The following is a 21611-nucleotide window of genomic DNA, read 5'->3' as shown; positions in this document are numbered from 1 at the left end:
GATCGGAACTCATCGGTGCCTCGGGATTTTTTTCCCACGAGTTTTCCGCGGGCCTGGATCACTGGGTGAAGGGGAGGGCCGCCAGCTCGGCGACCACGAGGGTGAGGGGGGCGAACAGGGCCAGCAGGGCGCCTGCGCGCAGGGCGGCGGCGCCGCGCAGCGTGGTGGTCGGGGCGCCGAGGCGGAGCAGGGCGGCGGTGGTGTCGGCGCGGGCCTGTCTGGCCTCCACGGCCGCGGTGAGGAGGGTGGCCAGGGCGCAGCCGGTGACCAGGAGGGTGCCGAGGGTGGTGAGCGGGCCGAAGACCTGGTCCGGGGCGGTGGTGTTGTGGACGGCGGCCATCGTGTACGCGGCGGAGGCGACGGCGCAGACCACGCCCAGGGGGCGGCCGATGCGGGTGGACTCCTCCATCAGGCCGCGCCCGGCGAGGAGGCGGAGGGCGCCGGGGCGGGCGGCTTGCAGGAGGCGGCCGCAGAGGTGGGTGAGGCCGGGGCCGGCGAGGGCGAGGCCGAGGGCGGTGAGGGCCCAGCCGAGGAGGACCGCGGCGGGGCCGGTGGGGAGGCCGTCGGGGGCGGTGAGCGGGGTGCTGGGGTTGCTGCGGCCCGCGTATGCCTCCACGGCCAGTCCGGTGGCGAGGAGGGCGGTACCCCAGGGGAGGGCGGTGGGGTTGGGGCGGGGCGGTGCCTTGGGTCGGCCGCCGCTTGGGGCTGGGGTAGGGGTGAGTGCGCTCGCCCGGGTCGGCGCGGAGCCTCCCTGAGAGGGGGGCTCCTCGGCGCCCACCGCAGGCTCCGCCGGTTGGTCTGCGGGGTGGGTGGGGTGGAGGGCTGCGGTGTGGCTGCTCGCGGGTTCTGCCGGTTGGGCTGTGTTGTTCGCACGCTGGGCGGGATGGTGGTTGGGCCTTGTGGGGGCTTGTCGGGCGCCGAAGCGGCCGTATGTGCCGAACGATTCCCTTCCTGCCGGCTTGCCCTGGGCTCCGAAGCGGCCCAAGGTTCGGGCCGCTGCGCGGGTGGCCAGTCGGGTGTCTCTCGGACGGAGCATCAGGGCGACCGAGAGCGACGCCGCCAGGGGGACCAGGGACAGGAGGGTGAGGGCGGCGGGGAGGGGGAGTTCCAGGTCGGCCGCGAGGAAGTCCGCGGCGGCTCCGTCGAAGGGCATGCCCGTCAGGTCGCCTCGGAGGTGCAGGAAGACGAGGAGGGCCAGTGTGGAGCCGAGGAGGGTGGAGAGGGCTGTGGTCGTGGCCGAGATGGCCATGAGGCGGTTCGGGCCCAGGCCGATCGCCGCCAGGCCGGGGCGGGGACGGGTACCGGGGTCCGTGCGGGCCACCGCCATCGCGAGGTGGACCGTCGCCGCGAGCGGGACCGTGCACCAGGCGAGGCGGAGGAGTGAGCCGTTGGCGTTGTCCGGGTGGCCGAGGGCGTAGCCCAACGTGCACAGGAGAAGGAAGCCCGTGCCCGCCGAAGCCGCCGCCACCAGCAGGCGGCGCAACTGGACGGCAGGGTGCGCGCCGCGGGTCAGACGGAGAGCGAGCACGGCGCCCGGCCTTCCGACTCATCGGCCCCACCAGTTCCATGCGCCCCACCGGCCCCGCTACTACAGGCTCCCCCCGTAACGGCCCCACGTGTCCTGCTGCCTCCCGGCCCACCGGCCCCTGGCCCGCCGTCCCCGGCGCTCCCGACCCTGGTTCCGTCGGTGCCACCGGCCCCGGCTCCGGCCTCTCCGGTGTCCCCGACCCTGGTCCCGCCGGTCCCACCGGCCCCGACGGCACGGACCTCGGTCCCGCCGCTCTCGGCGGTCTCGACCGCGTTGACTCCGGTGTGCCCGGCCTTGTTCCCGCCGGTCCCACCGGTCCCCGGCCCGACCTTGGTCCCGCCGGTCCCACCGGCCCTGGCTCCGGCGTCTCCGGTGTTCACGGCCATGGTGCCACCGGTGCCACCGGCCCCGGCCGCGCCGACCTTGGGGCTGCCGCTCTCGGCGGTCTCGACCGCGTTGGCTCCGGTGTGCCCGGCCTTGTTCCCGCCGGTCCCGCTGGCCCCGGCCGTGGCGAGCTCGTACCTGCCGGTCTCGGCGGTCCCCACCGCGCTGGCTCCGCTGTGCTCGGCCTTGGTCCCGCCGGTCCCACGGGCCCCCGGCCCGCCGTCCCCGGCGCTTCCGGCCTTGGTCCCGTCCGTCCCGCTGACCCCGGCCGTGGCGAGCTTGTGCCCGCCGGTCTCGGCGGTCCCCACCGCGCTGGCTCCGCTGTGCCCGACCTTGGTCCCGCCGGTCCCACCGGCCCTGGCTCCGGCGTCTCCGGTGTTCACGGCCATGGTTCCACCGGTGCCACCGGCCCCGGCCGCGCCGACCGTGGGGCTGCCGGTCTCGGCGGACTCGACCGCGCTGGCTCCGGTGTGCCCGGCCTCGGTCCCGTCGGTCCCGCTGGCCCCGGCCTTGGCGAGCTTGTGCCCGCTGGTCTCGGCGGTCTCGACCGCGCTGGCTCCGCTGTGGCCGGCCTTGGTTCCGTCGGTCCCACCGGTCCCCGGCCCGCCGTCGCTCGCGCTTCCCACTCTGGTCGCGCCGGTCTCGCCGGCCCCAGACACACCGACCTTGGGCCCGCCGGTCGCGACCGCGTTGGCTTCGGTGTGCCCGGCCTTGGTTCCGACGAACCCACCGGTCCCCGGCCCGCCGTCCCCGGCGCTTGCGACCCTGGCCCTGCCGGTCCCACTGGCCCTGACTCCGGTGTCTCCGGTGTCCACGGCCCTGGTCGCGCCGGTCCCACCGGCCCCGGCTCCGGTGATCCCGGTCCCGCCGGTCGCGTCGGGCTCGGCCATCCGCTCCGTCTCCCCGATCGGTGGGAGGTGGACCGTGTGTACGCGGCGGCCGTCGAGGAGGGACACTCTGCGGTCCGCGAGGGCCGCCGTCTCAGGGTCGTGGGTGGCCAGGACGACCGTGATGCCGTGGGAGCGGGCCGCTGTGGTGAGGGTGCGGAGGACGTGGGCGCGGTCGGCGCGGTGCAGGGGGGCCGTCGGCTCGTCCGCGAAGAGGACCGTCGGGGCGGGGGCCAGTGCCCGCGTGATGCAGACGCGCTGGCGTTCCGCCTGGGTGAGGTCGTGTGGACGTTTCTTCGCCTTGTCGCCCACGTCCAGGCGCTCCAGCCACTCCAGGGCCGCCACCTTGGCACGGCGGCGGCTGGTGCCGCGCAGCATCAGGGGCAGGGCGGCGTTCTCCCAGACGTTCAGTTCGGGGACGAGGACCGGGACCGGGTCGATCCAGCCGAAGCGGTCGCGGCGCAGGCGCTCGCGGGTGAACTGGCCCATCGTGTGCACGGGCACGCTGTTGAACCAGACCTCGCCGCGCTGGGCCGGCACCAGCCCGGACAGACAGCGCAGCAGGGTCGTCTTGCCGCTGCCGCGCGGGCCGCTGACGGCGAGGATCTCGCCCTCGCGCACACCGATCGAGACCCCGCCGAGCGCGAGGGAGCCGTCGCGGTGCGTGTAGTGCAGGGAGCGTGCCCAGAGCACGTCGTTGTCCGGCGGGGCCTCCATGGGCGTACACCTCGGTTCAGATCCGTAGTTCCCTGACTTTTCCCCCGTGCGGGGGAACGAAGGCAGGGCCGATCGGTTACCAGGCACGCTAAGGAGCCGGGGGCCGTGACGCCGGACAGCACACGGCCCGGGGCGCACCCATCTCACTCGTACGGGTGCGTCCCGGGCCGTGCGACCGGCTGAACCGCCGGAGGCTAGAGCTTCGTCCACGCCTCCGTCAGCGTCGCGCGCAGGATCTGCTCGATCTCGTCGAAGGTCTCCTGGTTCGAGATCAGCGGCGGGGCGAGCTGGACGACCGGGTCGCCCCTGTCGTCGGCGCGGCAGTACAGGCCGTTGTCGTACAGCGCCTTCGACAGGAAGCCGTACAGGACGCGCTCGGTCTCCTCCTCGTTGAAGGATTCCTTGGTCGCCTTGTCCTTGACCAGCTCGATGCCGTAGAAGAAGCCGTCGCCGCGGACGTCGCCGACGATCGGCAGGTCGTGCAGCTTCTCCAGGGTCGCGCGGAACGCGCCCTCGTTGTCGAGGACGTGCTGGGGCAGGCCCTCGCGCTCGAACAGGTCGAGGTTGGCGAGGCCCACGGCCGCGGACACCGGGTGGCCGCCGAAGGTGTAGCCGTGCAGGAAGGTGTTGTCGCCCCTGTAGAACGGCTCGGCCAGGCGGTCGGAGACGAGGCAGGCGCCGATCGGGGAGTAGCCCGAGGTCATGCCCTTGGCGCAGGTGATCATGTCCGGGACGTAGCCGAACTTGTCGCAGGCGAACATGGTGCCCAGGCGGCCGAAGGCGCAGATGACCTCGTCGGAGACCAGGAGTACGTCGTACTGGTCGCAGATCTCGCGGACCCGCTGGAAGTAGCCAGGCGGCGGCGGGAAGCAGCCGCCCGCGTTCTGCACCGGCTCCAGGAAGACCGCGGCGACCGTGTCCGGGCCCTCGAAGAGGATCTGCTGCTCGATCTGGTCGGCGGCCCAGCGGCCGAACGCCTCCGGGTCGTCGCCGTGGATCGGCGCGCGGTAGATGTTGGTGTTCGGCACCTTGTGCGCGCCCGGGACGAGCGGCTCGAAGGGTGCCTTCAGGCCGGGCAGGCCGGTGATGGACAGCGCGCCCTGCGGGGTGCCGTGGTAGGCGACCGCGCGGGATATCACCTTGTGCTTGGTGGGCTTGCCGACCAGCTTGAAGTACTGCTTGGCGAGCTTCCAGGCGGTCTCCACCGCCTCACCGCCGCCGGTGGTGAAGAAGACCTTGTTGAGGTCGCCCGGCGCGTGGTGGGCCAGCCGCTCCGCCAGCTCGACCGCCTTCGGGTGGGCGTAGGACCACACCGGGAAGAACGCCAGCTCCTGGGCCTGCTTGAAGGCGGTCTCCGCCAGCTCCACACGGCCGTGACCTGCCTGGACCACGAACAGACCCGCGAGACCGTCGAGGTAGCGCCTGCCCTTGTCGTCGTAGATGTAGGTGCCCTCGCCGCGCACGATCGTCGGGACGGGGGAGTTCTCGTACGAGGACATGCGGGTGAAGTGCATCCACAGGTGGTCGTACGCGGTGCGGCTGAGGTCCTTGGTGCTCACGGTTATCGGGTCCTCACGGTTATCGGGTTCCCCACATGTAGGTCTGCTTCTTGAGCTTCAGGTAGACGAAGCTCTCGGTGGAGCGCACGCCCGGCAGCGCCCGGATGCGTTTGTTGATGACGTCCAGCAGGTGGTCGTCGTCCTCGCAGACGATCTCGGCGAGGATGTCGAACGAGCCCGCGGTCATCACCACGTACTCGACCTCCGCCATGTCGGTCAGCGCGTCGGCTATCGCCTCGACGTCACCCTCGACGTTGATCCCGACCATCGCCTGCCGCCGGAAGCCCACGGTGAGCGGGTCCGTGACGGCGACGATCTGCATCACGCCCTGGTCGAGCAGCTTCTGGACGCGCTGGCGCACGGCCGCCTCGGACAGGCCCACTGCCTTGCCGATGGCGGCGTACGGCCGGCGGCCGTCCTCCTGGAGCTGTTCGATGATGGCGAGGCTGACGGCATCCAGGTGGGGGGTGCCGCTCTTCTGCTCTGCGCTTCGACTGGCCACGACCTCACTGTGCACGACGTCTCGACAGTTGCGCAAGGCCAGATCGATGAAATTCGTTGTTTACGAGACTGAGACCTGCGGAATTCGTAGCCCTGCTCCGATCAGGGGTGTTGAAAACGTCGGGCCTCCGACTAGGCTGGGTGTCTCAAGTACTGGACACATCACTTGGAGGGCCGGCAGTGAGTACCGAGCTGGGTCGGCTGCGCAAACTACGTAACTACATCGCCGGTGAATTCCGGGACGCCGCCGACGGACGGACCACCGAGGTGGTCAACCCGGTGACGGGCGAGGCGTACGCGACCGCGCCGCTGTCCGGGCAGGCGGACGTGGACGCCGCGATGGCGGCCGCCGCCGCGGCCTTCCCCGGCTGGCGCGACACCACGCCCGCCGAGCGCCAGAAGGCCCTGCTGAAGATCGCGGACGCCTTCGAGGAGCGCGCCGAGGACCTGATCGCGGCCGAGGTGGAGAACACGGGCAAGCCGATCGGGCTCACGCGGTCCGAGGAGATCCCGCCGATGGTCGACCAGATCCGCTTCTTCGCGGGTGCGGCGCGGATGCTGGAGGGGCGCAGCGCGGGTGAGTACATGGACGGGATGACGTCCATCATCCGCCGTGAGCCGGTCGGCGTCTGCGCGCAGGTCGCGCCGTGGAACTACCCGATGATGATGGCCGTGTGGAAGTTCGCCCCGGCGATCGCCGCGGGCAACACGGTCGTGCTGAAGCCGTCCGACACGACCCCCGCCTCGACCGTCCTGATGGCCGACATCATCGGCTCCATCCTGCCCAAGGGCGTCTTCAACGTCATCTGCGGCGACCGGGACACCGGCCGGCTGATGGTCGAGCACGAGACCCCGGCGATGGCCTCCATCACCGGCTCGGTGCGGGCCGGCATGTCGGTCGCGGAGTCCGCGTCCAAGGACCTCAAGCGGGTCCACCTGGAGCTGGGCGGCAAGGCGCCGGTCGTCGTCTTCGAGGACACCGACATCGCCAAGGCCGTCGAGGACATCTCGGTGGCGGGCTTCTTCAACGCCGGTCAGGACTGCACGGCCGCGACGCGCATCCTCGTACAGGAGTCCATCCACGACGAGTTCGTGGCGGCCCTGGCGAAGGCCGCCGCAGAGACGAAGACCGGGCAGCCGGACGACGAGGACGTGCTGTACGGGCCGCTGAACAACCCCAACCAGCTCAAGCAGGTCTCCGGCTTCATCGAGCGGCTGCCCGCCCACGCCAAGGTCGAGGCCGGCGGTCAGCGGGTCGGCGACAAGGGCTACTTCTACGCGCCGACCGTCGTCTCCGGGCTCAAGCAGAACGACGAGATCATCCAGAAGGAGGTCTTCGGGCCGGTCATCACCGTCCAGTCCTTCACGGACGAGGAGCAGGCGGTGGAGTGGGCCAACGGCGTCGAGTACGCGCTCGCCTCCTCCGTGTGGACCAAGGACCACTCCCGTGCCATGCGGATGTCCAAGAAGCTCGACTTCGGCTGCGTGTGGATCAACACGCACATCCCGCTGGTCGCGGAGATGCCGCACGGCGGCTTCAAGAAGTCCGGCTACGGCAAGGATCTGTCGGGGTACGGCTTCGAGGACTACACGCGGATCAAGCATGTGATGACGTCGCTGGACGGGTAGTTCGGGTGCGGGTGCGTGGGGGCTGGTCGCGCAGTTCCCCGCGCCCCTGGGTCGGCGGTGCCGGCCCGGAGTCCAGTGGCTCCGGGCCGGCTGTGCTCTACGCCGCCAGTTCCTTGCGGATGCGGTCCAGCATGAACGCCGACGACTCGCGGGCCCGTTCCTCCCACGCGAAGACGCACGCCGTCGCCACGCCGTCGAAGCCCAGTTCGCGCAGGGTGCCGAAGAAGGCGTCCCAGTCGACCTCGCCCTGGCCGATGTCCAGGTGCTGGTGGATCCGGGCCGTGGTGCCGGGCGGGTTGAGGATGTAGCGCAGTCCGCTGGACCCCTTGTGGTTGAAGGAGTCCGCGATGTGCACATGCTGCAGCTTGTCGCCCGCGTAGCGCATCATCGCCGCGATGTCGGCGCCGACCTGCGCGGTGCCGGACAGGTGGAAGGAGTGCGGCGCGCAGTAGAGGTAGTTCACCCAGGGCTTGTTGATCGCGCGGACCAGGTCGACCGCGGGGGTGTTCTCCTCGCAGAAGTCGTCCGGGTGGGCCTCCAGGTTCAGGGCGATGCCTTCACGCTCGAACAGGGGCAGCAGTTCCTCCATCGACCGCCAGAACGCGGCCTCGCTCTCGGCGGCCCGCTCGGGGCGGCCGTTGAACTCCGAGTTCATCAGGGTGCAGCCGAGGTCCGCGGTGATCTCGATCATCCGCTTCCAGTAGCGGACCGCCGCCTGCCGCTCGGTCTCGTCCGGGGACGACCACTTGTACAGCGGCAGCACCGAGGACAGCTGAACGCCGTGCCTGCGCAGCGAGTTCTTCAGCTCGGCGATCCGCTCGTCGTCCGCCCGCGGGTGCAGGAAGAACGGCATGAAGTCGTCGCGCGGCGACAACTCGATGTACTCGTAGCCGAGTTCGGCGACGGTGCGCACCATGTCGTCGATCGGCAGCGCGCGGAACATGTACGGGTCGAGGGCGATCTTCATGCGGTGCCTCCGTAGAAGGCGGGTCGGGGCTTCATGTCGACGGTGACGACGGCACCGCCGGACTCCAGGGACTTCACGGCGGCGTCCGTGATGACGGTGGCGGCGTAGCCGTCCCACGCGGACGGGCCGGTGGGCTCGGTGCCCGCCTCGACGGAGGCGATCCACTCGCGGAACTCGGTGTCGAAGGCGTCCACGAAACGCGCCTTCCAGTCCTGCGGTACGGCGGTGCTGTGCCGGCCCGCCGTACGGACCCCGGCGGCCGCGGGCTCGGGCAGCCGGACCAGGCCCTCCTCGCCGACGGCCTCGCACTGGATGTCGTAGCCGTACTGGCAGTTGACGAAGACCTCCAGATCGATCCGGACGCCGTTCGCGGTGTCGAAGTACATGATCTGCGGGTCCTTGAGATGCTCGAACCGCTTACCGGTGGCGCGCGGGGTGACGACCTGCGCGGAGACGATCTCGTCGTCGAGCAGCCAGCGCAGTACGTCGATCTCGTGGACGGCGGTGTCCTGCGCGGCCATCGGGGACGTGTACGCGTCCGGGACGGTCGGGTTGCGGTGCGCGCAGTGCACGATCAGCGGGGTGCCGAGGGCGCCGGAGGCGAGAACCTCCTTCATCTGCCGGTAGCCGGTGTCGAAGCGGCGCATGAAGCCGACCTGGACCAGGCGGCGGCCGTGCGCGCGCTCGGCGTCGACGACGCGCAGACAGTCCTCGGCGGTGGTCGCGAGGGGCTTCTCGCAGAACACCGGCTTGCCGGCGGCGATCGCGGCGAGGACGTGCTCGGCGTGGGTGGGACCCCAGGAGGTGACGAGGACGGCGTCCACGTCGGGGGAGGCGATGAGGTCCGCGCCGGTGGGCAGCGCCACCGCGCCCACCCGGCCGGCGACCTCGGCCGCACGCTCGGCGTCGATGTCGGTGACGGCGGTGACGCGGGCCCCGGTGACCACCTCGGTGAGGCGGCGGATGTGGTCCTGGCCGATCATTCCGGCGCCGATGACCCCTACACGTACTGTCATGGTGAACTCCTTGGAGAGAAGGTCAGGAGAAGCGCGCCCGGAGTTCGGCTTCGAGGGTTTCGAGGGTCCGTCCCTTGGTCTCGGGGACGTAGAGCTTGACGAAGGTGAGGGAGAAGAGGCCCGCCACCACGAACAGGAAGAAGGTGTTGGAGATCCCGATCCCGTCGACCAGCGACGGGAAGACCAGGCCGATCACGAAGTTGGTCAGCCACAGCACCACGGCCGCCACGCCCATCCCGAAGCCACGCATCCGCATCGGGAAGATCTCCGACAGCATCAGCCAGGTCACCGGCGAGATCGCGCCCTGCTGGAAGGCGAGGAAGGTGACCGTCATGGCCAGCACCGCGTACGCCCGGGCGTCACCGGACGGCAGGGCGAGGGAGAAGACGCCGATCAGCAACAGGGCCGTGGTGGTGCCCAGCTGACCGACCATCAGCATGGGCCGGCGATTGACGCGGCCCAGCAGCCAGATGCCCACGAAGGTGGCCAGCACCGAGATCACACCGTTGGCGATGTTCGCGGTCAGCGCGCTGTCCGAGGCGAAGCCCGCGTCGGTGAGGATCTGGGTGCCGTAGTACATGATCGTGTTGACACCGGTGATCTGCTGCACGATCGCGATGCCGAAGCCCACGAACATCAGCTTGCGCAGCCAGGGCGTGGACCGCATGTCCTGCCAGCCGCCCAGGCTCTCCTGCGCCTCCTTCGCGGCGAGCGCGGACACCTCCGCCAGCTCCGCCTCGGCGCGCTGCCGCTCACGCACCTGCTTGAGCACCTCCAGGGCCTCGCCGAAGCGGGTCTGGGAGGCCAGCCAGCGCGGGCTCTCCGGCATCACCAGCATGCCGAACCACAGCACCACCGCCGGGAGCGTCGCCACGACCAGCATCCAGCGCCACACCCCGCCCGACTCGCCGCCGACCCGGGCGATGACCGCGTTGAAGGTGAAGGCCAGCAACTGCCCGCTGACGATCATCAGCTCGTTACGGGTGACCAGCGCCCCGCGCCGCTCGGCGGGGGAGATCTCCGCGAGGTAGACGGGCACCGTCACCGACGCGCCACCCACCGCCAGACCCAGGATGAACCGTGCCACCACCATCACCGCGGTGGTCGGCGCCAGCGTGCAGCCCAGCGCGCCGACGAAGAACAGCACCGCCAGCAGCAGGATGGCCCGCCGCCGGCCCCGCTGGTCCGAGAGCCGGCCGCCGGTCACCGCGCCCAGCGCGGCACCCAGCAGCAGCGAACTGGTGACCATGCCCTCGGTGAACGGCGTCAGACCGAGGTCCTCGGTCATATACGGCAGGGCGCCGTTGATCACGCCCGTGTCGTAGCCGAAGAGCAGGCCGCCGAAGGTGGCGATGACCGTGATCAGCCGCAGGCGTCGCCTGACGGCGGGCGGGGTGTCGTCGCTCGTGACGGCGGGGGCCTGAGTCGCGTCGTCCCTGACGTCCATCGGCCGCCCCCTTACCGCGCGCCGCTCGGGCGTCGGGTGCCGGTGAGACCGCAGCCAGCCAGGTGCTCACGGGTGCGCACCGCGATCGGCAGCGGCACCTCCGGAGCGCACGGATACAGGTCCTGCTCGACGATCACGAACAACTCGGCGTCCAGCTTGGCGAGTTCGGCCACCACGTCGGCCGGCTTCGGCACGCCCGCGGGCGGCGAGACACACACCCCGCGCTTGACGGCCTCCCCGAAGGACAGCTTCTCGGCCGCGACCTGGGCGAGGATCTCCGGGTCCATCTGCTTGATGTGGACATAGCCCACCCGCTCACCGAACCGGCGGATCAGATCCAGGTTGTCGCCGCCGCCGTACGCCACGTGCCCCGTGTCCAGACACAGGTTGGTGTAGCGGGAGTCGGACTCGCCCAGCAGCCGCTCGATCTCCGGCTGGGTCTGGATGTGGCTGTCCGCGTGCGGATGGATCACCAGCCGTACGTCGTACTCGTCCAGCAGCAGTCGGCCCAGCCGGTCGGCGGCCTTGCCGAAGCCCGCCCACTGCTCGGCGGTCAGCTCGGGCGACTCGGTGAACTCGCCGGTCTTCTCGTCCCGGTACATCGGCGGGATGAACACCAGGTGGTGGGCGCCCGCCGCCTGTGTCAGCGCGGCCACCTGACGGACATGGGCGAGCATCTCGTCCCACGCCTCCGGCCGGTGCAGCGCGCCGAAGGCGGTACCGCCGGAGACCTTCAGGCCGCGCGCGTCCAGCTCCTCCTTCAGCCGCTGCGGGTCGGTGGGGAGATAGCCGTACGGGCCGAGTTCCAGCCACTGGTAACCGGCCTCGGCGAGCTCGTCGAGGAAGCGGACGTACGACACCTGGTGCTCGTCCTCGGGGAACCACACGCCCCAGGAGTCCGGGGCCGAGCCGAGACAGAGGTTGCCCGCGATGACGCGGGGAGTGGATGGCGCCGTTGCCATGGCGTGTCCTTAGGGAAGATCGGGGACCGGGGGGTCAGCTGGAGGTGGGGAAGGTGAAGCCGGCGGTCACGGACTGGGCCTGCTGGGGCCAGCGGGTGGTGACGACCTTGGGACGGGTGTAGAAGCGGATGCCCTCGTGGCCGTGAATGGGGGAGTCGCCGATGAGGGAGTCCTTCCAGCCACCGAAGGAGTAGTAGGACATCGGCACGGGCACCGGCACGTTGACGCCGATCATGCCGACCTTGACGCCTCGCTGGAAGCGACGGGCGGCCTCGCCGGAGGCGGTGAACAGGGCGGTGCCGTTGCCGTAGGGATTGGCGTTGATCAGGTCGATCGCCTCGTCCAGGCTGTCGACGCGGACGACGGCGAGGACCGGACCGAACAGCTCCTCCTGGTAGGCGTCCATCTCGGTGGTCACGTGGTCGAGGAGGGACGGGCCGGTGAAGAAGCCGTTCTCGTGGCCGTCGATCTTCAGCCCGCGCCCGTCGACGACGATCGTGGCGCCCTGCGCGGCGGCGGTGCCGACGGCGTTCTCGACGCGCTCCTGCGCGGCCTTGGTGACCAGGGGGCCCATCTCGGTGCCGGGGGCGTCGCCGGGACCGACCTTGACCTCGCGGGCCTTGCGCCGCAGGACCTCGACGAGTCCGTCGGCCGCCGCGCCGACGGCGACCACGACGGAGACGGCCATGCAGCGCTCGCCCGCGGAGCCGTAGGCGCCTGCGGTGATGTGGTTCGCGGCGAATTCGAGGTCGGCGTCGGGGAGGACGACGGCGTGGTTCTTGGCGCCGCCGAGGGCCTGGACCCGCTTGCCGTGGGCACGGGCGTGCTCGTGGACGTACGTGGCGATCGGGGTCGAGCCGACGAAGGACACGGCCTCGATGCCGGGGTGGGTGAGGATCGCGTCGACCGCGTCCTTGCCGCCGTGCACCACGTTGAAGACACCGTCGGGCAGACCGGCCTTCCGGTACAGCTCGGCGACGAAGTTCGCGGCGGACGGGTCGCGCTCACTCGGCTTGAGCACGAAGGTGTTGCCGGTGGCGATGGCGATGGGGTGCATCCACAGCGGCACCATCGCGGGGAAGTTGAAGGGAGTGATCCCGGCGACGACCCCGAGCGGCTGGCGGAAGTCGTGCACGTCCACGCCACGCGAGACCTGGTCGGAGAAGGAGCCCTTGAGGACGTCACCGAGACCGCAGGCGAACTCGACGACCTCCCGGCCCCGCACGATCTCGCCGCGCGCGTCGTCGACGGTCTTGCCGTGCTCGGCCGAGATGATCCGGCCCAGCTCCTCCTCGTGCTCCAGGAGCAGCTGCCGGAAGGCGAACATGACCTGGGTGCGCCGCGTCAGCGACGACTCGGACCAGGTCTCGAACGCCTTCGCGGCGGCGGTGACGGCCGCGTCCACGTCCGCGGCGCCGCCGAGGACGACCCGGGCCTGCTCGGCTCCGGTGGCGGGGTTGAAGACCGGCTGGGTGTCCGGGCCGGCGACCGGGGTGCCGTTGATCCAGTGCGGAATGGTGTTCACGGGGGCGGGTCCTTACAGGTAGTGGCGCTGGGTCTGCTTGTGCGCGGCGTACGTGTCGTGGGCGGCACGGGTGGAGTCCAGGGCGGAGACCTGGCTGACGGGGACGTCCCACCAGCCGTGGCCGGGCGGGTTCGGGCCGTACAGGTCGGTCTCGACATGCACGACCGTGGTGCGGGTCGCGGCCTTCGCCTTCTCCATCGCGGCACGGAACTCGTCGACGGTGGTGGCGTGCAGGACGTCCGCGCCGAGGCTGGCGGCGTTGGCGGCCAGGTCGACGGGCAGCACATCTCCGTCGAGCAGGCCCGAACCGCCGTCCCGGTAGCGGTACTTGGTGCCGAACCGCTGCGAGCCCAGCGACTCCGACAGGGCGCCGATGGAGGCGAAGCCGTGGTTCTGGACGAGGACGACGACGACCTTCAGCCCTTCGGAGACCATGGTCACGATCTCCTGAGCCATCATCAGATACGAGCCGTCACCGACCAGGACGACGACCTCGCGACTCGGGTCGGCCATCTTCGCGCCGACACCGGCGGCGACCTCGTAGCCCATGCAGGAGTACGCGTACTCGACGTGGTACGCCTTCGGATCGCGGGCCCGCCACAGCTGCTGCAGGTCACCGGGCATGGAACCGGCCGCGTTGATGACGACGGCACGGTCGTCGAGGACGTCGTTGAGGGCGCCGAGGATCTCCGTCTGGGCCGGGAGGGGACCGTGGCCCAGGTGGAAGCACCCGTCCTCGATCTCCCGGGTACGGGCTATCAGCCGTCGGGTGTGCTCGCGGTACCCGGCGGGGACCTCCCAGTCCCTGAGCGCCCCGGCGAGCGCCTGGACGCCGAGGCGGGCGTCGGCCACCAGCGGCTCCGCCGAGTGCTTGACGGCGTCGAGGCGGGCCACGTTGAGGTTGACGAAGGTGACGTCCGGGTTGCCGAAGACGGTGTGGCTGGCGGTGGTGAAGTCGGAGTACCGGGTGCCGATACCGACGACGACGTCCGCGTCACGGGCCAGCTCGTTCGCGGCGTACGAACCCGTCGAGCCGATGCCACCGACGGCGCAGGGGTGGTCCCACGGCACCGCGCCCTTGCCGGCGTGGGTGTCGGCGACGGGGATGCCGGTGGCCTCGGCGAAGGCCCGCAGCTCGGTCTCGGCACCGGAGTAGACGGCTCCGCCGCCCGCGACGATCAGCGGCCTCCTGGCCTGACGCAGCAGCCGCGCGGCCCGCTCGACCGCCGCCGGTTCCGGCACCGGTCGGCCCACGTGCCACACCCGGCGCCGGAAGAAGGACACCGGCCAGTCGTACGCCTCCGCCTGCACGTCCTGCGGCAGGGCCAGGGTGACGGCGCCGGTCTCCACCGGGTCGGTCAGCACCCGCATGGCCGCCAGCGCGGCCGGGATCAGCTGCTCGGGCCGGGAGATCCGGTCGAAGTACTTCGACACGGCGCGGAAGGCGTCGTTGACGGTGACGTCCCCGCCCCGGGTGTCCTCCAACTGCTGGAGCACCGGGTCGGCGGCGCGGGTGGCGAACATGTCGGACGGCAGCAGCAGCACCGGCAGCCGGTTGGTCGTCGCCAGGGCCGCACCCGTGATCATGTTCGTCGATCCGGGGCCCGTCGAGGCGGTGCAGGCGAAGGTCGCCAGCCGGTCGCGCATCTTCGCGTAGGCGACGGAGGCGTGCACCATGCCCTGTTCGTTGCGGGCCAGGTAATAGGGGAGATCCGCCTCTTCGGTGACGGCCGCCTGGAGCAGAGCCTGCCCGATCCCGGCCACGTTGCCGTGCCCGAAGATCCCCCACACGCCGGGGATCAGCCGCTGTTCCTGGCCGTCGCGCTCGCTGTACTGGTTCGCCAGGAAGCGCACCAGGGCCTGGGCGGTGGTCAGTCGTACGGTGGTCATCGCTCGCCCCCTCCGAAGGGCAGCCGGTCGTCGACGTCCTGGGAGTCCCAGGTGGCGCGGACCCAGCCGTGGGCGGGGTCGTCGCAGATCAGCCAGGCACGCTCCTGACCGGGACCGGCCATGACGTTGAGGTAGTAGAGGTCGTAGCCCGGGGCGGCGATCGACGGGCCGTGCCAGCCGTGCGGGATCAGGACCGTGTCGCCGGAGCGGACCTCGGCGAGCACGTCGATGGGGCGGTCGAGGGTGCCGTAGACCCGCTGGTAGCCGAAGCCGTTCTCGCCACCGGAGACCTGGAAGTAGTAGATCTCCTCCAGCTCCGACTCCTCGCCCGGGCGGGCCTCGTCGTGCTTGTGCGGCGGGTACGACGACCAGTTGCCGCCCGGGGTGAGGACCTCGCACACCAGCAGCTGCTCGGCCTCGAAGGTGCCCGGCAGACAGTAGTTGTTGACCTGCCGCGAGCAGGCGCCCGCGCCGCGCAGCTCCACGGGCACGTCCTCCTTGCGCCCGTACCGAGCCGAGTGACCTCCCCGCTCGGTACGGGCGGAGGGCAGCGCGAACCGGCCGCCGGTCGCGCTGCTGATCAGGGCCTCCGACTCGCCCGGCAGGTAAGCGAAGTCGGTGACCGAGTCGAACACCCTGGTCCGACCGGCGAGTTCGAAGGACTGCCCGTCGACGGTGACCGTGCAGCCGCCGCTCAGGGGCAGCACCAGGAACTCGGAGTCCGACGTGGACAGGGCGTGGGCCTCGCCGGGCTTCAAGGTGAGGACCCTCAGGCCGGAGTAGCCCCAGCCGGCTGACTCCGGCGTGACCATGAGGTCGTAGGGCCCGTCGGCCGAAGTGCCCGCCGGCAGGTGGTACTTGGCGCTCACAGCAGACTCACCGCCCGGTCCACGGCACCGGCGACATCGCCGTCGTGGGGGTAGAGCAGGGAACGGCCCACGACCAGACCCTGCGCGGTGGGCTGCTTCAGCGCCTTGCCCCAGGAGGCGAACGCCGCGTCCGGGTCGGTGACCTCGCCGCCCAGCAGCAGGGCGGGCAGGGTGGAGGCGGCCAGCACCCGCTCCATGTCGGGCACCACCGGCAGCTTCAGCCACGTGTAGGCGGTGCGCCGGCCCAGCCCCGAGGCGATGGTGACCGACTTGACCACGGCGTTCGTCGACAGGTCGTTGCGGATCCGGCCGTCCTGCCACACCGAGAGGAAGGGCTCGACCATGGCGATGAGCCGCCGGTCGTTGAGCTGGTCGACCGCCTGGGCGGTGTTCTCCAGCACGGACGGGGTGGCCGCGTCGCCCAGCGCGATCCGGGTGAGCATCTTGCCGCCGTCGAAGCCCATCGCGGCGATCGTCTCGGCGTCGTAGCCGGTGAACCGGTCGTCGATCTCGAACACCGACCCGGCGAGCCCGGCCCGGTTCATCGACCCGAAGACACTCTTGCCGTCGAGGACGCCGAGCAGCAGCAGGTCCTCCAGGATGTCGGCGGTGCCCAGCACGCCCGTCACACCAGGCCGCTCCAGCGCCACACACAGCCGGTCCAGCAGCTCGAACCGGTCGGCCATGGCGTTCGGGTCACCGCCCACGCCGTTGGCGCCGCGCGCCGGATGGTCGGCGGCGATGATCATCGCCTTGCCGTGTCCGCCCAGCGGCGAGGTCGCCCTCACCCGGCGCGCGGCCGCCGCCGCGATGGCACCGGGGTCGCTCACCCGGGCGCCCACGATCCGGGTCACGTTCTCGTCGGACAGCACGTCCTCACGCCTTTCGTTCGTCGGTGACGGCGAGGGATGCCTCGCGGAGCTTCGCCTCGACCTCGGCCTCGGTCGGCATGGCCTCGGAGCACGCCAGCCGGCCCGCGACGATCGCGCCCGCCGCGTTGGCGAAGGACACGGTCCGCCGGGTGTCCCAGCCGGACAGCAGGCCGTGACACAGGGCCCCGCCGAAGGCGTCACCCGCGCCGAGCCCGTTGACCACGTCCACCGGCACCGGCGGGATCTCGGCGGTCGAGCCGTCCCGGTCCATCGCCAGCACGCCCTTCGGGCCCTGCTTCACCACGGCCAGCTCCACACCGGCCGCCAGCAGCGCCTTAGCGGCGGCGTACGGCTCACGCTCACCGGTGGCCACCTCGCACTCGTCGAGATTGCCGACCGCGACCGTGGTGTGGCGCAGGGCCTCGGCGTAGTGGGTACGGGCCCGGTCCGGGTCGGTCGAGGCTGTGTCTTTCCAGAACACCGGCCGCCAGTCGAGGTCGAAGACGGTGATCCCGGACTTCGCCCGGTGGGCGAGGGCCGCCAGCGTCGCCGACCGGCTCGGCTCCTCGCTCAGCCCCGTCCCGGTCATCCAGAAGACCCGGGCCTCGCGTACGGCGGCCAGATCCAGCTCCTCCGGCCGGATGTCCAGGTCGGGGGCCTTCGGCAGCCGGTAGAAGTACAGCGGGAAGTCGTCGGGCGGGAAGATCTCGCAGAACGTCACCGGAGTCGGCGCGATGTCCGACGTACCGACTAGACGGCCGTCGACGCCATAGCCTTCCAACGCCGCCCGCACGAAGTCACCGAAGGGGTCCCGTCCCGTCTTCGTGATGACGGCGGCGGAACGCCCGTACCGCGCGGCGGCCACGGCGACGTTCGTCGGACTGCCGCCGAGGTACTTGCCGAACGAGGCGACCTCCGCCAGCCCCACACCCGACTGGAGCGGATACACGTCCACCCCGACGCGTCCCATGGTCAGCACTTCGAACGGCATCACACGATTTCCCTTCTGTCGCGCTCTACTAGCGCGCTCTAGTCCGAGTACGATGACCCCGTTCAAATGTCATGTCAATAGCTGGTTGCCAGGAGATTTCCGCGCTGCCGTATGGTGAGCGGCGTCGAAGGGTGGGTGCTGAGGTGAATGCGTCGGGCGGTCGGCGGCCCACGATGGCGGACGTCGCCGAGAGGGCGGGGGTGTCGCGCGCCCTCGTGTCGATCGTCTTTCGCGATCAGCCGGGAGCGAGCCAGGAGACCCGTGAGCGGGTGCTGAGGGTGGCCGACGAGATCGGCTACCGGCCCGACAGCGCGGCCCGGCTGCTGGCGCGCGGCCGCAGTCGCACGCTCGGTGTGATGTTCACCGTCCACCAGACCTTCCACGCCGACCTGATCGAGGGCATCTACCCGGAGGCCGAGCGCCACGGCTACGACGTCCTGCTCTCCGCCACCGTCAACGGCCGGGGCGAGACCAAGGCGGTCGAGGCGCTGCTCAGCCACCGCTGCGAGGCGGTGATCCTGCTCGGCCCTGACATGCCCGCCGCCGACCTCGACGAGCTGGGTCACCGCACGGTGGCGGTCTGTGTCGGCCACCGGGTGGCGCAGTCCCGGGTCGACTCCGTGCACTCGGCCGAGGGCAAGGGCGTACGGCAGGCCATGGACCACCTGGTGGAACTGGGGCACCGCCGGATCGTGCACATCGACGGCGGGCGCGGCCCCGGCTCGGCCGAGCGGCGGCGCGCGTACCGGGCGGCCATGCGGCGGCACGAACTGGACCCGGAGATCCGGGTGATCCCCGGCGACCACACCGAGGCGTCCGGCATCGAGGCGGGCCGGCTGCTGCTGACGGAGCGGGAGAGCGGGCGGCCGCTGCCGACGGCGGTCCTGGCGGGCAACGACCGGTGTGCGTGGGGTGTGCTGATGGCCCTGACCCGGGCGGGCGTCGACGTGCCCCGGGAGGTGTCCGTCGTCGGCTACGACGACAGCCACCTCTCCCATCTGATGCCGATCGGCCTGACCACCGTCCGGCAGGACGCGGTCCTCATGGCGGAGCACGCGGTGCGGTTCGCGGTGGAGCGGCTGGACGACGGCGAACTTCCGCCCCGGGAGGCGGTGTTGGATCCCAAGCTGGTGATCCGGGGGACGAGCGGGCCGGCCCTTGGGGGGCCGGCCTGACCCGGGGTCAGTGGCCGTGGCCGTCCTCGGCGTGGGTCTCGGACGGCGCCTGCGGCTCCGCCGCTGTTCCGGCTACGACCGTGAAGGCCGCCGTGCGGACCTTGCCGTCGACCTTGAAGTCCAGGAAGAGGCGGTAGGTGCCGGTGCTCGGCACGTTCGCCGCGAAGGCGACCTCCGGGCCGGAGGTCGCGCTGCCCTCGGCCTCCTCGTGCGGGTGGACGTGCAGGTAGGCGAGGTCACCGGAGCGCAGGGCGACCAGGTGGCCGTAGGCGCCGAGGTAGGGCTGGAGGGTGGTGACCGGCTTTCCGGCGCGGGTGACTTCGAAGGTCAGGTCGTTCTCCCGGCCCGGGGTCAGCGGGCCGTCGAGGGTGACCTGGTAGCCGTCGACCGTCGCGGTGCGGGACGCGGCGGGCAGCGCGGTCGCCGGGTAGGCGCCGGTGACCGCCAGGTCCGCGCCGAGGGTCAGGCCCTCCTTCTCGGTGGCCGGGACGAAGTCGGCGAAGACGCGGTAGCCACCGGCCGTCGGCAGGTCGACCGGCGTGCTCCAGGTGCCGTCGGCGGCGCGGGTCGGGTGCAGATGGCGGTAGGTGGTCAGCTCGCGTGAGGCGATGATCAGGTGCAGCTGCGCGTCGTGCTCGGTGCGGTACGCGGTCACCGGGTCGCCGTTCGCGTCGCGGATGACGAGGCGCAGGGTGCTCTCGCGGCCGGCCGGGACGGTCCTGGTCGCCAGGTCGAGGGTGTAGCCGTCCTGGGAGACCTGTAGGCCGCCGGGGAGTGCGGCGGAAGTGCCGGGCTCTCCCTTCCCGTTGTCCTCGCCCGCCGTGCCGTGCCCGTCGGACGACGAGTGCGCGGCGTTCTCCGTCGCGTCGGCGCCGACCGGACCGACCGCGCTGCCGATGCCGTAGGCCGCGCCGAAGGCCACCGCGAGCGCTGCGGTGAAGGCGCCGATCTTCTTCAGGGGGCTCATCGAGGTGTCCACGACGCATACCCTATACCCCTAGGGGGTACCAGGCAACGAGTGTCTCCAGGCGTCTCCGGGCGGGGGGCACTTTTGAACGCGTTCAAAAGCAGGCGTAGGCTCACCCCATGAGCGACAGAGCCGCCCTTCTCAAGGGCATCCGCGCATGGCTGGTCTTCTTCGTCGTCTGCCTGGTACTCAGCGGGGCCACGGCATTCCCGCTGGTCCATGAACTCCGCTGGACGGAGGAGGCGTTGCGGGCCCTGTCCGTGCCCGAGCATCTGCCCGGGCTCATGGACTGGATCGAGCGTGTGCGCCAGGGCCTCGACGTCGTCGACGCCGAGTACCCCTTCATGCTTTACGGCACGGACTGGCTGGCCTTCGCGCACCTCGTCATCGCGGTCGCCTTCTACGGGCCCTACCGCGACCCCGTCCGCAACATCTGGGTCATCGAGTTCGGCATGATCGCCTGCGCCGGCATCATCCCGCTCGCCCTGATCTGCGGCCCGCTCCGGGGCATCCCGTTCTGGTGGACCGTCATCGACATGTCCTTCGGGGTGTTCGGTGTGATCCCGCTGTATGTCGTACGGCAGAAGATCAAGCGGCTGGAGGCGCTGACGGCGAACTCCCCTGTGTCGTGGCTTACCGCGCCGTCCGGACGAACGACAGCCAGGCCGAGCGGCTGACGATCACTGTGGGGCCGTCAGGGTTCTTGCTGTCGCGGACGGGGACGACGGCGGGGAAACCGGGGGCTATTTCGATGCAGTTGCCGCCGTTGCTGTCGCTGTAGCTGCTCTTGATCCAGGTCGCCGCGGTGAGTTCGTGCCTGTCCATGCTGCTCGTAACCCTCCATCAAGTCGCTGATCAGAGCTGCGGACTCGCGGGCTGACGGGATGTCCGCCCTGAGCACATCATAGATCTGGCTGTAGCGCGCGTAGGTGGCCGGATCGTTGTGGAAATGGCCGCGATCCAGGGTCTCGGAATACACCCACCGCTCATCGGGCAGTTCGATCAGCGACATGGAGCCCCAAGGGCGAACGAGCCCGAAGAGGCGTGCCGGGGCCACCTGGATACGGATGTTGGGTCGCTGTCCGACGCTCAGCAGATGCGCGCATTGGTCACGCATGACCGTCGGGTTTCCCACCCCGTTGCGCAGACAGCTCTCGTCCAGGATGGCGATGTACAGCGGACCGTCGTCGGTCAGGAAGCGCGGCTGGCGGCTGAGTCGGGCCCGGACGCGATCCTCGACCTGATCCGCGTTCGTGTCCCGCGAGAACAGCGCATGCGCATAGCCCGGCGTCTGCAACAGGCCCGGGATGACGCGTTCTTGGTACTCCCGCAGCGACACGGCCTCCTCGTCCATCTCGGCCCTGCGGCGGAACCAGTCCGGATGCTGCACCTCCGGATACCAGTCGATCTTTCCCCACAGCCGCAGCAGGACTCCACCGGTGCCGAGCAGCTCGTCGCAGTTCTTCGCGAACGTGTCCGTCGGCACCCTCGTGCCCGCCTCGATGCGGGCGACATGGGACCGGTCGCACGGGATCCGGGCCGCCAGCGCCTCCTGTGTGAGGCACGCGGCCTCGCGGAAGTGCTTCAGCAACTCGCCGAACACGGCCGCGGTGCTCACTCCGGTGCTTCCTTCGGCGTTGCGTCGACTCATGGCCTCCCCTGTACTGATGTTCCCCTGAGTGACGTTCGGTGTGCACAGAGTAGTCGTCTCTCGATGTCCGCGTG

General features: G+C 70.9%; 18 protein-coding genes and 1 pseudogene. 3 read left to right on the top strand and 16 right to left on the bottom strand.

Annotated features, from left to right (window positions below; translation table 11 throughout):
* Positions 1-58: 58 nt before the first annotated feature.
* From ACH5AC_RS26605 to ACH5AC_RS26590, 4 genes and pseudogenes are all read right to left on the bottom strand, one after another.
* A complete protein-coding gene (locus ACH5AC_RS26605) occupies positions 59-1528 on the bottom strand; it encodes a hypothetical protein (protein WP_398864696.1) in 1470 nt (489 codons plus the stop codon).
* A 1268-nt stretch (positions 1529-2796) separates the two neighbouring features.
* Positions 2797-3516, bottom strand: a pseudogene (locus tag ACH5AC_RS26600) (ABC transporter ATP-binding protein); the annotation flags it as partial.
* A 194-nt stretch (positions 3517-3710) separates the two neighbouring features.
* On the bottom strand, positions 3711-5075 hold the full coding sequence (locus tag ACH5AC_RS26595; protein ID WP_398864695.1) for an aspartate aminotransferase family protein: 1365 nt from the start codon (positions 5073-5075) through the stop codon (positions 3711-3713).
* Positions 5076-5094: 19 nt separating this feature from the next.
* A complete protein-coding gene (locus tag ACH5AC_RS26590) occupies positions 5095-5592 on the bottom strand; it encodes an Lrp/AsnC family transcriptional regulator (protein ID WP_398864835.1) in 498 nt (165 codons plus the stop codon).
* A 164-nt stretch (positions 5593-5756) separates the two neighbouring features.
* Between ACH5AC_RS26590 and ACH5AC_RS26585 the strand changes: the two genes are divergently transcribed.
* On the top strand, positions 5757-7205 hold the full coding sequence (locus ACH5AC_RS26585; RefSeq protein ID WP_398864694.1) for a gamma-aminobutyraldehyde dehydrogenase: 1449 nt from the start codon (positions 5757-5759) through the stop codon (positions 7203-7205).
* Positions 7206-7302: 97 nt separating this feature from the next.
* Here ACH5AC_RS26585 and ACH5AC_RS26580 read toward each other — a convergent pair whose 3' ends face one another.
* The 9 genes from ACH5AC_RS26580 to iolC are packed head-to-tail and all read right to left on the bottom strand — an operon-like array spanning position 7303 to position 17744.
* Positions 7303-8172, bottom strand: coding sequence for a sugar phosphate isomerase/epimerase family protein (locus ACH5AC_RS26580; RefSeq protein ID WP_398864693.1), 870 nt, complete (start codon positions 8170-8172; stop codon positions 7303-7305).
* Positions 8169-9188, bottom strand: a complete 1020-nt coding sequence (locus ACH5AC_RS26575) for a Gfo/Idh/MocA family protein (RefSeq protein WP_398864692.1) — start codon at positions 9186-9188, stop codon at positions 8169-8171. Before ACH5AC_RS26575 ends, ACH5AC_RS26580 begins: the two co-directional genes overlap by 4 nt.
* Positions 9189-9210: 22 nt before the next feature.
* Complete coding sequence (locus ACH5AC_RS26570; RefSeq protein ID WP_398864691.1) at positions 9211-10635, bottom strand: sugar porter family MFS transporter; 1425 nt, start codon at positions 10633-10635, stop codon at positions 9211-9213.
* Positions 10636-10646: 11 nt separating this feature from the next.
* Positions 10647-11597 (bottom strand): TIM barrel protein, encoded by a 951-nt coding sequence (locus tag ACH5AC_RS26565; protein WP_398864690.1) that lies wholly within the window; start codon positions 11595-11597, stop codon positions 10647-10649.
* 34 nt (positions 11598-11631) lie between these two features.
* Positions 11632-13122 (bottom strand): CoA-acylating methylmalonate-semialdehyde dehydrogenase, encoded by a 1491-nt coding sequence (locus tag ACH5AC_RS26560; RefSeq protein ID WP_398864689.1) that lies wholly within the window; start codon positions 13120-13122, stop codon positions 11632-11634.
* Between the two features lie 12 nt (positions 13123-13134).
* Positions 13135-15012 (bottom strand): 3D-(3,5/4)-trihydroxycyclohexane-1,2-dione acylhydrolase (decyclizing), encoded by a 1878-nt coding sequence (gene iolD, locus ACH5AC_RS26555; RefSeq protein ID WP_398864688.1) that lies wholly within the window; start codon positions 15010-15012, stop codon positions 13135-13137.
* Positions 15009-15881, bottom strand: a complete 873-nt coding sequence (iolB, locus tag ACH5AC_RS26550) for a 5-deoxy-glucuronate isomerase (protein ID WP_398864687.1) — start codon at positions 15879-15881, stop codon at positions 15009-15011. Before iolB ends, iolD begins: the two co-directional genes overlap by 4 nt.
* Positions 15878-16750, bottom strand: a complete 873-nt coding sequence (locus tag ACH5AC_RS26545; protein WP_398864834.1) for an aldolase — start codon at positions 16748-16750, stop codon at positions 15878-15880. The genes iolB and ACH5AC_RS26545 overlap by 4 nt, the downstream gene beginning before the upstream one ends.
* Before the next feature lie 7 nt (positions 16751-16757).
* Positions 16758-17744 (bottom strand): 5-dehydro-2-deoxygluconokinase, encoded by a 987-nt coding sequence (gene iolC, locus ACH5AC_RS26540; RefSeq protein WP_398864686.1) that lies wholly within the window; start codon positions 17742-17744, stop codon positions 16758-16760.
* Between the two features lie 173 nt (positions 17745-17917).
* On the opposite strand from iolC, the gene ACH5AC_RS26535 reads away from it, so the two are divergent.
* Positions 17918-18919, top strand: a complete 1002-nt coding sequence (locus ACH5AC_RS26535) for a LacI family DNA-binding transcriptional regulator (RefSeq protein ID WP_398864685.1) — start codon at positions 17918-17920, stop codon at positions 18917-18919.
* A 7-nt stretch (positions 18920-18926) separates the two neighbouring features.
* Here ACH5AC_RS26535 and ACH5AC_RS26530 read toward each other — a convergent pair whose 3' ends face one another.
* On the bottom strand, positions 18927-19886 hold the full coding sequence (locus ACH5AC_RS26530) for a hypothetical protein (protein WP_398864833.1): 960 nt from the start codon (positions 19884-19886) through the stop codon (positions 18927-18929).
* Positions 19887-20005: 119 nt separating this feature from the next.
* On the opposite strand from ACH5AC_RS26530, the gene ACH5AC_RS26525 reads away from it, so the two are divergent.
* Positions 20006-20563, top strand: coding sequence for a hypothetical protein (locus ACH5AC_RS26525; protein WP_398864684.1), 558 nt, complete (start codon positions 20006-20008; stop codon positions 20561-20563).
* On the opposite strand, the gene ACH5AC_RS26520 is transcribed toward ACH5AC_RS26525, so the two are convergent.
* Positions 20520-20633, bottom strand: a complete 114-nt coding sequence (locus ACH5AC_RS26520) for a DUF397 domain-containing protein (protein ID WP_398864832.1) — start codon at positions 20631-20633, stop codon at positions 20520-20522. The genes ACH5AC_RS26525 and ACH5AC_RS26520 overlap by 44 nt on opposite strands.
* Complete coding sequence (locus ACH5AC_RS26515; RefSeq protein WP_398864683.1) at positions 20581-21537, bottom strand: Scr1 family TA system antitoxin-like transcriptional regulator; 957 nt, start codon at positions 21535-21537, stop codon at positions 20581-20583. The genes ACH5AC_RS26520 and ACH5AC_RS26515 overlap by 53 nt, the downstream gene beginning before the upstream one ends.
* Positions 21538-21611: the final 74 nt, after the last annotated feature.

Origin of the sequence: Streptomyces sp. NPDC018693, from assembly GCF_044391385.1 — a bacterium.
Lineage (GTDB): Bacteria > Actinomycetota > Actinomycetes > Streptomycetales > Streptomycetaceae > Streptomyces.
Note: the sequence above shows the minus strand (reverse complement) of the source record. Positions and strands in the feature narration are given on the sequence as shown.

Excerpts from the sequence above, each read along its gene's own strand:
- ACH5AC_RS26530 (WP_398864833.1), bottom strand. The coding sequence starts at position 19,886 with ATGAGCCCCCTGAAGAAGATCGGCGCCTTCACCGCAGCGCTCGCGGTG.
- ACH5AC_RS26570 (WP_398864691.1), bottom strand. The coding sequence starts at position 10,635 with ATGGACGTCAGGGACGACGCGACTCAGGCCCCCGCCGTCACGAGCGAC.
- ACH5AC_RS26525 (WP_398864684.1), top strand. The coding sequence starts at position 20,006 with ATGAGCGACAGAGCCGCCCTTCTCAAGGGCATCCGCGCATGGCTGGTC.
- ACH5AC_RS26535 (WP_398864685.1), top strand. The coding sequence starts at position 17,918 with ATGGCGGACGTCGCCGAGAGGGCGGGGGTGTCGCGCGCCCTCGTGTCG.
- ACH5AC_RS26580 (WP_398864693.1), bottom strand. The coding sequence starts at position 8,172 with ATGAAGATCGCCCTCGACCCGTACATGTTCCGCGCGCTGCCGATCGAC.
- ACH5AC_RS26565 (WP_398864690.1), bottom strand. The coding sequence starts at position 11,597 with ATGGCAACGGCGCCATCCACTCCCCGCGTCATCGCGGGCAACCTCTGT.
- iolC (WP_398864686.1), bottom strand. The coding sequence starts at position 17,744 with ATGCCGTTCGAAGTGCTGACCATGGGACGCGTCGGGGTGGACGTGTAT.
- ACH5AC_RS26575 (WP_398864692.1), bottom strand. The coding sequence starts at position 9,188 with ATGACAGTACGTGTAGGGGTCATCGGCGCCGGAATGATCGGCCAGGAC.
- iolD (WP_398864688.1), bottom strand. The coding sequence starts at position 15,012 with ATGACCACCGTACGACTGACCACCGCCCAGGCCCTGGTGCGCTTCCTG.
- ACH5AC_RS26515 (WP_398864683.1), bottom strand. The coding sequence starts at position 21,537 with ATGAGTCGACGCAACGCCGAAGGAAGCACCGGAGTGAGCACCGCGGCC.